A 10,881-nucleotide genomic window follows, 5' to 3' on the forward strand; every position below is an offset into this window, starting at 1 on the left:
GACCTCGGAGAGAACCATGACCCCGAACGGACAGATCGCTATCCCGCTTGACACAGCCGCAATCAGAGAACCGTTTCCTGATCGGCGAGAACCGCTGGCGCGCGCAACGCTACGGCACCGGGGACGCGCTGATCGACTTCGGCGACCGGCAAATGAAACCCTTCGACCAGCTTTTCGACGAGATTGTCTCGATGCTGGCCGAGGATGCCGAGGCGCTTGGCTGCCTCGACGAGGTCTGCGCGCTGCGCGACGCCGCGCGGGGCGAAACCTCCGCCGAGCGCCAGCGCCGGGTCTGGACCGAGGCGCCCAAGGGCGACGGTGGTAAGGCCGTCGTGCGCCATCTGATCGAAGAATACCACGCCGATCTGTGACGCTTGTTGCGACTCCTTTCGGCTGATATAATTAAACAAGTGTTCAGTTCCAAGGACACATGACTTCAGAGAGGAGCCGCGATGGATTTCGCATTGAACGAGGAACAGACCGCCATTTTCGATATGGCCCACGCCTTCGGGCAGGACAATATCGCCCCCCATGCCCATCAGTGGGAGAAGGACGGCACCATTCCCAAGGAGTTGTGGCCGCAGATCGGTGAGTTGGGTTTTGGCGGGCTCTATGTATCGGAGGAGACCGGCGGCGCGGGGCTCACGCGCCTCGACGCCACGCTGGTCTTCGAGGCGCTGTCGATGGCCTGCCCCTCGGTCGCGGCCTTCCTGTCGATCCACAACATGTGCGCCAAGATGCTCGACACCTTTGCCAGCGACGAGATGAAAGCGCGCGTCATGCCCAAGGTCCTCACCATGGAGACGGTGCTCAGCTACTGCCTGACCGAGCCCGGCTCCGGCTCCGACGCCGCCGCGCTCAAGACCCGCTGCGAGCGCACCAACGAGGGCTATACGCTGAACGGCACCAAGGCCTTCATCTCGGGCGGCGGCTATTCGGACGCCTATGTCACCATGGTCCGCACCTCCGACGAGGGCGCGCGCGGTGTCTCCACCGTCTATGTCGAGGACGGCACCCCGGGCCTCAGCTTCGGCGGTTTGGAAGACAAGATGGGCTGGCGCAGCCAGCCCACCGCGCTGGTGCAGTTCGACGACTGCAAGATCGGGGCCGAGAACCTCGTCGGGGAAGAGGGCAAGGGCTTCAAATACGCCATGGCCGGCCTCGACGGCGGGCGGCTCAATATCTCCGCCTGCTCGCTCGGTGCGGCGCAGACCGCGCTGAACAAGACGCTGGAGTACATGGGCGACCGAAAGGCCTTTGGCCAGACCATCGACCAGTTCCAGGGGCTGCAGTTCCGCCTTGCCGACATGGAGATCGAGTTGCAGGCCGCCCGCACCTTCCTGCGCCAAGCCGCGTGGAAGCTCGACACCGGCGCGGCGGACGCCACCAAGTTCTGCGCCATGGCCAAGAAATTCGTGACCGAGACCGGCAGCAAGGTCGTCGACCAATGTCTGCAACTGCACGGCGGCTACGGCTACCTTGCCGACTACGGGATCGAGAAGCTGGTCCGCGACCTGCGGGTGCACCAGATCCTCGAAGGCACCAATGAGATCATGCGCGTGATCGTTGCCCGCGACATGCTCAAGAACCGCTGAGGCCACCCATGAGTGACATCGACATCCGCAAAACGGGGCGCGCAGGCCGCATCACCCTGACCCGGCCCAAGGCGCTGAACGCGCTAAGCTACGACATGTGTATCGCCATCGAGAAGGCCATCGACGCTTGGCGCGACGACCCGGAGGTCGCTCTCGTGGTGCTGGATGCGGAAGGCGAAAAGGCCTTCTGTGCTGGCGGCGACGTGGCGCAACTCTACCAGACCGGCAAAGACGGCGATTTCGACTTTGCCCGGCAGTTCTGGGCCGATGAATACCGGCTCAACAACAAGCTGCACGGCTACCCCAAGCCGGTGATCTCCTTCATGCAGGGGTTCACCATGGGCGGCGGTGTCGGCATCGGCTGCCACGGCTCGCACCGCGTGGTGGGCGAGACGAGCAAGATCGCCATGCCGGAATGCGGCATCGGGCTGGTGCCGGACGTGGGCGGCACGCTGCTGCTGGCGCATGCGCCGGGGCGGATGGGCGAATATCTCGGCCTCACCGGGGCGCGCATGGGGCCGGCGGATGTGCTGCACGCGGGCTTTGCCGACTGCTTCATCCCCGAAGACCAATGGCCCGCGCTGATCGCGCAACTGGAAGAAAACGGCGATCCCTTCATCCTCGACCGCGCGGCAACCACCCCGCCCCCGTCCAAACTGGCCGAGGTTCAGGATGAGGTAGACCACCTCTTCGCCCCGGAGAGTTTGGAAAAGATCGAAGCCACATTTTCCATATCGGAAAGCACCTTCGCCACCGAGACGCTGAAGACCCTGCGCCGCAACTCCCCCCTGTCGATGGCCTGCACGCTGGAAATGCTGCGCCGTCTGCGCGGTCCGGGCATCGGCATGGTCCCGGCGCTGCAACAGGAATACCGCTTTACTGCGCGGTCGCTTGAAAAAGGCGACTTCATCGAAGGCGTGCGCGCCGCGATCATCGACAAGGATCGCAGCCCCAACTGGCAACATGCCGACTGGGATGTACCGCAGGCCGATGTCGATGCCATGCTCGCCCCCTTGGGCGACAACGAATTGAAGTTGGAGGAAAATTCATGAGCAAACTCACAATCGGTTTCATCGGTCTGGGCAATATGGGCGGCCCGATGGCGGCCAATCTCGCCGCCGCGGGTCATACGGTGCGCGGCAATGACGTGGCCGGCACCACCGCCGAAGGGGTCGCCGAGGCCAAGACCATCGCCGAGGCGGTCGCCGATGCCGATGTCGTCATCACCATGCTGCCCAATGGCGCGATCCTGCGCCAAGTCGCCGAAGAAGCGGTTGCCCATATGGCCCCGGGTGCCTTGCTGATCGACTGTTCCACCGTTGACGTGGAAAGCGCGCGCTTTGCGGCGGATGCGGCGCAGAAAGCCGGGCTACTCTTCGTGGACGCCCCCGTCTCGGGCGGCATCGGCGGCGCGCAGGGCGGCACGCTGACCTTCATGGCAGGCGGTGCTAAGGCGGCCTTCGAGAAGGCCAAACCGCTCTTCGACATCATGGGTCAGAAAGCCGTACACTGCGGCGATGCGGGCGCGGGCCAAGCTGCGAAAATCTGCAACAACATGATCCTCGGCGCCACGATGATCGCCACCTGCGAAGCCTTCGCACTGGCCGACAAACTGGGCCTTGATCGCGAACGGATGTTCGATGTGGTCAGCACCTCCTCTGGCTATTCCTGGTCAATGAACGCCTACTGCCCCGCCCCCGGCGTTGGCCCCCAGTCGCCAGCAGACAACGACTACAAACCGGGTTTTGCCGCGGAACTGATGCTGAAAGACCTTGGCCTGTCGCAACAAGCCGCCGAAGTGGCCGATGCAGACACCCCGATGGGCGCATTGGCGAAAGAGCTCTACACCCGCTTCGTCGAAGAGGAAGGCGGAAAGGGCAAAGACTTCTCTGCCATGCTGCCCCGTTTTGAAAAGCGCGGTTGGCAAGGTTAAGCTGAGCGCATTCTTCTCGGGAACGACCTGATCCGGGCAGGCGTTGGCTTCAGAATGACCCTATTTATGGAGATCACCTGATGCGACGCCTGCTCATCACCACGATCCTGACGACCGCCTGCGCGGCGGGCCCGCTGGCCGCCGCCGGAACCGGCTTTGCCCCGGCCCTGCCTGCCACCGCTGTCAACACCAATGGCCCCGAGACGCTTTGGCTCGCCAAAGACGATAAGGGTAAGGACAAGAAAGACAAAAAGGCAAAGAAGAAGGAAAAGCACGAAAAGAAGGCGGAGAAAAAGAAAGACAAGCGCGACAAGACGGCTGAAAAGCACAAAGAGAAAAAGGCCAAGAAAGACAAGAAGGACGACAAGGTCGAGATCAAGGTCAATGGCGACAAGGTCAAGATCAAGGGCGATAAGGTCGAACTGCCGAAGGGCGTCGACCGTGCCGAGTTTGATCAGCGCGTGACCCGATTTACCCAAGACCGCGAGACCACCGTCACCCGTCTTCTGAACACCCCCGCCCCCGAGGGGCGCGACATGGCCGTCATCCTCGGCGCCGCAGCCTTGGCATTGGCCGCGCCTGACCTGAATGCCGCCGCGCTTCCCGAGGAGGAGTTGATCACCTATCGCAATTGCCCACCCGGACTGGCCAAGAAAGACCCGCCCTGTGTCCCGCCGGGCTTGGCAAAACAAGGTGTGTCCTATGAACAATGGGCAAGCTATTCCGATGATGAACTCAATGCGCTATTGGAAGAGCGCCGCGAACCCTATCTGGAGGCCGACCCCCTCACCGAACGCGAATTGCTTCTGTTGCGGTCGGATCAAATCGCGCAGCTCTACAATCTAGACGCTGCCCCCGACGGGCATCGCTACGCCTTGATCGACGGGCAGCCTGTGCTGCTCAGCAACGAAGATCACACCGCCCTGCTGCGTATCAACGAACTCGCCCGGGTGCCGACCATCGGATCAGGCATCAACGTCGCACCGACCGCAGCGCTTACTCAGGCCGATTTGATTAACCTCTACGGCCTGGAGGCACCACAAGACGGCTATAACTACGCGGTTTTGAACGGTCAGGTCATCGCGCTGAAAGACAGCGCCTATGAAACCTTGCAGTTGATCCGCATCGCCCGCGCCGTGCTCTAAGGACACAGCGCTGGCAAAGCGTTTGGGTGGCGGCGGTTATTCCGCCGCTACTTTCGTTTGTTTATGCAGCATCGGCTTGAGGTATTTGCCCGTGTAGCTCTCAGCCACCTCGGCGACCTTCTCCGGCGTGCCCGTGGCCACGACCCGACCCCCGCCGTCCCCCCCTTCGGGGCCAATATCAATGATATGATCCGCGGTTTTCACCACGTCGAGATTGTGTTCGATCACCACAACGGAGTTGCCCTGATCCACCAGTTCATGGAGCACTTCCAAGAGCTTACGCACATCTTCGAAATGCAAACCGGTGGTCGGCTCATCGAGAATATAGAGCGTGCGACCCGTGGAACGCTTGCTGAGTTCCTTGCTAAGCTTCACCCGCTGCGCCTCGCCGCCGGATAGGGTTGTCGCCTGCTGACCGACCTTGATATACCCAAGTCCGACCCGCATCAGCGCGTCCATCTTCTCACGGATCGACGGCACCGCGGCAAAGAAGCTTTGCGCATCTTCCACAGTCATATCAAGCACATCGGCGATGCTCTTGCCCTTAAACTTCACCTCCAGCGTCTCGCGGTTATAGCGCGCGCCCTTACAGGTCTCACATTCCACATAGACATCCGGCAGGAAGTGCATCTCGATCTTGATGACCCCGTCGCCCTGACAGGCTTCACAACGGCCCCCCTTCACGTTGAAGGAAAAGCGCCCGGGCTTGTAGCCGCGCTCCCTAGCCTCCGGCAGACCGGCAAACCAGTCGCGGATCGGGGTAAAGGCGCCGGTGTAAGTTGCTGGATTAGAACGCGGAGTTCGCCCAATCGGGCGTTGGTCAATGTCGATGACCTTATCGAGATGCTCCAACCCCTTAATCGTCTGACAGGGCGCAGGCGTCTGCCGCGCCCCATTGAGGTTCATCGAAGCGGTCTTGAACAATGTTTCAATCGTCAGGGTGGATTTGCCGCCCCCCGACACGCCCGTGACGCAAACGAATTTCCCCAGCGGAAAGTCCACCGTCACATTCTGCAAGTTGTTGCCAGTGGCCTTTACCACCTGCAACTTTTTCTTATTCCCCTTGCGCCGCTTTACCGGGACGGAGATTTCGCGAACGCCGGTAAGGTATTGGCCCGTCACAGAATTCGGATCAGCTGCAACCTCTTGCGGCGTGCCATGGCTGACAACCTGCCCGCCATGCACCCCTGCTCCCGGCCCGATGTCAAAGACGTAATCCGCTTCGCGGATGGCCTCTTCATCGTGCTCCACCACGATCACGGTGTTCCCCTGATCGCGCAAGTTCTTCAAGGTATCGAGCAGACGGTCATTGTCGCGCTGGTGCAGACCAATCGACGGTTCATCAAGAACGTAAAGAACGCCCGTCAACCCCGAGCCGATCTGGCTTGCCAAACGAATGCGCTGGCTCTCACCGCCACTTAAAGTACCACTTGAACGTGACATCGTAAGGTACTCTAGACCAACGTTATTTAGGAATCCGAGACGCTCCCGGATTTCCTTCAAAATGGCCCGCGCAATTTCGTTCTTCTGATCGGTCAGGTGGTTCGGGACCGTCTGACACCAGTCGAAGGCCTCGCGGATCGACATCTCGACCACTTTGCCGACATGCAGCAATTCATCTTCGCCGCCGTCCCGCGGGCCAATCCGCACCGCCAGCGCTTCGGGCCGCAGGCGATACCCGCCGCAGGTGCCGCAGGGACGGTTGTTCTGGTAGCGTTCGAACTCTTCGCGCACCCAATTGCTATCGGTTTCGCGGTAGCGCCGCTGCATATTGGGGATCACCCCTTCGAACACCCGCTTGACCTCATAAACGCGGCCACCCTCGTCATAACGGAAGGTGATTTCTTCCTTACCTGAGCCGTGGAGGAAGACGTTCTGCACCTTCTCAGGGAGGTCTTTCCAGCGCGTCTTCTGATCGAAATTATAATGTTTCGCAATGGCTTCGATGGTCTGCTTAAAGTAAGGTGACTTGCCCTTACGCCAAGGCGCCAGCGCCCCGTCGTAGATCTTCAGGTTCTGATCCGGCACCACCAAACGCTCGTCGAAGAAAAGCTCAACCCCAAGGCCGTCGCAAGACGGGCAAGCCCCAAAGGGCGCGTTGAAAGAGAACAGCCGAGGCTCGATCTCCGGAATGGTGAAGCCACTGACGGGACAAGCAAATTTCTCAGAGAACGTATGGCGTTCCGGTTCACCTTCACTGGGGGCCATCTCCAAAACGGCGATTCCATCGGCAAGGTCGAGCGCGGTGCGAAGCGAGTCCGCAAGCCGCGTTTCCAAACCTTCGCGCACCACGATCCGATCGACGACAACGTCGATGTCATGGCGGAATTTCTTATCCAAGGTGGGCGGCTCATCGAGATCGTAGAAGTCGCCATTCACCTTGACCCGCTGGAAACCCTGCTTGCGCAACTCAATGAATTCCTTGCGGTATTCACCTTTCCGGTCGCGGATGATGGGGGCCAGCAGATAGGCCCGCGTGCCCTCTTGCATCGTCATGATCCGGTCGACCATGTCCTGCACCTGCTGGGCCTCAATGGGCTTGCCGGTGGCGGGGCTATAGGGCGTGCCGACGCGGGCGAAAAGCAGACGCAGGTAATCGTAAATCTCGGTCACCGTGCCAACGGTCGACCTCGGGTTCTTCGAGGTGGTCTTTTGCTCGATCGAAATGGCGGGGCTGAGGCCGGAAATGTGATCGACATCCGGCTTTTGCATCATATCAAGGAACTGCCGCGCATAGGCCGAGAGCGATTCCACATAGCGCCGCTGCCCTTCGGCATAGATCGTATCGAAGGCAAGGCTGGACTTGCCCGAACCAGAAAGCCCGGTAATTACAACCAGTTGATCCCGTGGAATATCCACGTCGATGTTTTTCAAATTGTGCTCGCGCGCGCCGCGCACTTCAATGTTCTTCAGCTCAGCCATCACATGCCCCTCTTAACGATTTGTACATAGGTGCTGATGCAGTGTTTTCCAACGGAAAAGTGAGAACTAAACAGGAACGTGCTGCCTGCGACGCCGGGCCGCACCGAGGAGGAGATGTGCCACAAGCCCCATGATAAAAGCCCCGCCCGCAAGTAGCGGCAGCGCCGCGGCGCCAAAGCTTGCCAGTCCGAAGGCCATGACCGGCGTGCCGAGGCTGTTGCCGAGGTTGCCCATCTGCGCCACGGCGCCGTTCGCTTGCGCCTGCGCGGCGGGGCCGGTGTTCAGCTGCGCCACGGCAGTAAAGCTGGCCCCTTGGATCAGCCCCATGGCACCTGCAAGCGCCAGACAGGCCAGCGGGGCGCCGGGGGCGAGCCAAAGCCAAACCATGGAAAGGGCCGAAAGGCCAAAGCCCGCTTGCACAACATAGACCGCTGGCAAGTGGCGCAAAAGCGCCACGCCGATGGTCATCGACACCGCGATGCTGGTGAGCGGCATGGCCGCCATGGTGACCACCCGCCATGCCTCGGGCAGGTAGGGCGGCAAGACAGTGAGGATGGAGACAAAGCTGAATGTATAGAACAGCCAACCCGCCGCCGGGGCGGAAAGGAAGGGTGACCGGTAAATCGCAAGGTGATCGCGGAGCATCTGCGGCAGGGAGAACGGCGGCTGTGCGCCCTCCTCCGGCAAGCTACGCAGGCTGGCGGAGAGCACCAGCGCGCAGCCCGCCATATAGGCCGCGTGAACGGCGAAAAGCGCTGGCACACCCCAGCCCAATGCGAGCGGGCGGCCGAGAAGCGTGAGGATCGCGAAGGCCACGCCGAAGAAGGTGCCCCAGAGGGTCAGGGTAAACCCGCGGTCTTTCACGGCGCTCAGCTGCGCAATGAGGGTCGGCGCGGCGACAACGATGGCCAGATGCGACAGCCCTTCGACGACACGGCTGGCCAACATCCAGCCAAAGCCCGGCAAGAGCGCCTGAAAAGCCGATACTGCCGCGCCGAGCCAGAGCGCGAAGAGGAGCGCACGGCGATAGCGGACCCGGGCGACCACCAGCCCCGCCACGACACCGAGGAGGATACCGACACCACCCACCAAAGACACCAAAAACCCAAGCGCCGCCCCGGCCTGCGGATAGATACTGGGCAGCAGGTCGAAGATGACACTCATCTTGCCATATTGCGCTGCCGCCCCCAGCCCCGCGGCCCAAAGTGCGAAGACGCGCAGAAAAGAGGTGTGTTCAGCCATTTGCCCTCAAGCCTTCTGGGCCAGCGCCCAAGCGCAAAGCGGCATTTCGGGGTCGTTGGTCAAATCATCTGTGGTCTTGTCGAAAGCCGGGGGCCAGTCCGGCTCAAGATTGCGGGCGGCGGCGGCGCGGTTGCCCCATTGCTTGGCAGTGATCCGATGCGCCTCGAACCCGGCTTCGATGAGCAGATTTTTCAGACCCCGGGCAGACCAGCGCGAATTGTCATTCGGGGCGGCATGAAAGGGGATGAAAAACGGCACGGCGATCCAGAAATAGCCCCCCGGCCTGAGCATCTGTTGCACGTGGGTCAGCGCCGCATAGGGCCGGTCGAGATGCTCCCACACCTGATTGGCGAGGATCAGATCGAACTGCCGCACGGCACCGCTCGCGGGATCGGTGAAGGGCCCTGCGCAGATGTCATAGGTCGGATAGGCGAATTGCGTGTAGCTCTTGAACGCGAACCGTTTGCCGAACTTGCCCGAGATCTCGGCGGCATCCAGCGTTTCAGGGGTCAAACCACCGATCATCCGGCGGGTGCTGCGATGCATGACGACACGGTTAAGGCTGACCACGACAGGGCTCCCGACGGTTTGGCCAAGGTGCGGCGGGGCACAGCGCGTTAAACGCACCCTGCCCCCGCGCACCCTACATATGGATCACGCGGTCGAAAGCGTCGAGCACCGATTCATGCATCATTTCGCTTAGCGTCGGATGCGGGAAGACGGTGTTCATCAGGTCTTCTTCGGTGGTCTCAAGCTGGCGCCCCACGACATAGCCTTGGATCAGCTCCGTCACCTCGGCGCCCACCATATGCGCGCCCAGAAGCTCGCCGGTTTTGGCGTCGAAGATGGTCTTTACCATCCCCTCGGGCTCGCCCAAGGCCACGGCCTTGCCATTGCCGATGAAGGGGAAGCGCCCGACCTTGATCTCATAGCCCTGTTCCTTGGCCTTCGCCTCGGTCAGGCCGACGGAGGCGACTTGGGGGTGGCAATAGGTGCACCCGGCGATGCTTTCGGGTTTGACGGGATGGGGTTTCTGACCTGCGATAAGCTCGGCCACCATAACCCCCTCGTGGCTGGCCTTATGCGCAAGCCAGGGCGCACCGGCGATGTCGCCGATGGCAAAGAGCCCATCGACCCCGGTGCGGCAGTATTCATCCGTCACCACATGGGTGCGATCAATCTTGACGCCGAGCTCTTCCAGCCCCAGCCCTTCGGTATTGCCGACGATGCCAACGGCTGAGATCACGGTGTCGAACTCAAGCTTCTCGACCTTGCCGTCCCGTTCGATATGAGCGGTGACCTTGTCGTCCGCACGGTCGAGTTTCTTGACCGTGGCCTTTTGCATGATGGTCATGCCTTGTTTCTCGAATGCCTTTTTGGCGAATTTCGAAATCTCTTCGTCTTCGACAGGCAGCACGCGGTCCATCACCTCAACCACGGTGGTGTCGGCGCCAAGGGTGTTGTAGAAGCTCGCAAATTCGATGCCGATGGCACCGGACCCGATGACCAGCAGTTTTTTGGGGTCATGCGCGGGCTGAAGGGCGTGGCGATAGGTCCAGACGCGTTTGCCGTCCGCTTCAAGCCCCGGCAGTTCGCGGGCCCGTGCGCCAGTCGCCAGCACGACGTTCTTGGCTGTCAACTCTTCGCTGCCCTTGTCGGTTTTGACAGAGACCTTCCCCTTCGCGGGGATCGAGGCTTCGCCCATGAAGACCTCGACCTTGTTTTTCTTTAGCAGGTGTTTCACCCCGCCTTCCATCTGTTTGGCCACTCCGCGCGAGCGTTTGACCACGGCGGCAAGATCATAGTCGATCTTATCCGCCGCCAGACCGAAATCCTTGGCGCGATGCATCAGGTGGAACACTTCCGCCGAGCGCAGCAGCGCCTTGGTGGGGATGCAGCCCCAGTTGAGACAGATGCCGCCGAGGTTCTCCCGTTCGACCACCGCGACCTTGAGGCCAAGCTGGGCGCCACGGATCGCGGCGACATAGCCGCCCGGCCCCGCACCGATCACGATCAGATCAAAGGATTTGGCAGCCATGGCAAG

General features: G+C 61.3%; 9 protein-coding genes. 5 read left to right on the forward strand and 4 right to left on the reverse strand.

Annotated elements, in window-relative coordinates; genetic code table 11:
- Positions 1–47 precede the first annotated feature (47 nt).
- From ACGYK7_RS18515 to ACGYK7_RS18535, 5 genes are all read left to right on the forward strand, one after another.
- Positions 48–371, forward strand: a complete 324-nt coding sequence (locus ACGYK7_RS18515) for a hypothetical protein (RefSeq protein WP_394403874.1) — start codon at positions 48–50, stop codon at positions 369–371.
- Between the two features lie 81 nt (positions 372–452).
- Entirely contained in the window at positions 453–1,595 is a 1,143-nt protein-coding gene (locus tag ACGYK7_RS18520) for an acyl-CoA dehydrogenase family protein (RefSeq protein WP_394403875.1), read from the forward strand.
- Positions 1,596–1,603: 8 nt separating this feature from the next.
- On the forward strand, positions 1,604–2,647 hold the full coding sequence (locus ACGYK7_RS18525; protein ID WP_394403876.1) for an enoyl-CoA hydratase/isomerase family protein: 1,044 nt from the start codon (positions 1,604–1,606) through the stop codon (positions 2,645–2,647).
- Positions 2,644–3,528, forward strand: a complete 885-nt coding sequence (mmsB, locus tag ACGYK7_RS18530) for a 3-hydroxyisobutyrate dehydrogenase (RefSeq protein ID WP_394403877.1) — start codon at positions 2,644–2,646, stop codon at positions 3,526–3,528. Before ACGYK7_RS18525 ends, mmsB begins: the two co-directional genes overlap by 4 nt.
- Before the next feature lie 80 nt (positions 3,529–3,608).
- Entirely contained in the window at positions 3,609–4,673 is a 1,065-nt protein-coding gene (locus tag ACGYK7_RS18535) for a transketolase (RefSeq protein WP_394403878.1), read from the forward strand.
- A gap of 36 nt (positions 4,674–4,709) precedes the next feature.
- Here the strand turns inward: ACGYK7_RS18535 and uvrA are convergent, their stop codons facing one another.
- The 4 genes from uvrA to lpdA form a co-directional block, all read right to left on the reverse strand.
- Positions 4,710–7,595, reverse strand: a complete 2,886-nt coding sequence (gene uvrA, locus ACGYK7_RS18540) for an excinuclease ABC subunit UvrA (RefSeq protein WP_394403879.1) — start codon at positions 7,593–7,595, stop codon at positions 4,710–4,712.
- Positions 7,596–7,661: 66 nt separating this feature from the next.
- The gene (locus ACGYK7_RS18545) at positions 7,662–8,837 is read right to left on the reverse strand and encodes an MFS transporter (protein ID WP_394403880.1); all 1,176 of its coding nucleotides are present in this window, start codon (positions 8,835–8,837) and stop codon (positions 7,662–7,664) included.
- Positions 8,838–8,843: 6 nt separating this feature from the next.
- On the reverse strand, positions 8,844–9,407 hold the full coding sequence (locus ACGYK7_RS18550) for a methyltransferase domain-containing protein (RefSeq protein ID WP_394403881.1): 564 nt from the start codon (positions 9,405–9,407) through the stop codon (positions 8,844–8,846).
- 73 nt (positions 9,408–9,480) lie between these two features.
- Positions 9,481–10,875 (reverse strand): dihydrolipoyl dehydrogenase, encoded by a 1,395-nt coding sequence (gene lpdA, locus ACGYK7_RS18555; protein ID WP_394403882.1) that lies wholly within the window; start codon positions 10,873–10,875, stop codon positions 9,481–9,483.
- Positions 10,876–10,881 lie beyond the last annotated feature (6 nt).

This window comes from Sulfitobacter sp. 1A15299 (genome assembly GCF_043556915.1).
Lineage (GTDB): Bacteria > Pseudomonadota > Alphaproteobacteria > Rhodobacterales > Rhodobacteraceae > Sulfitobacter.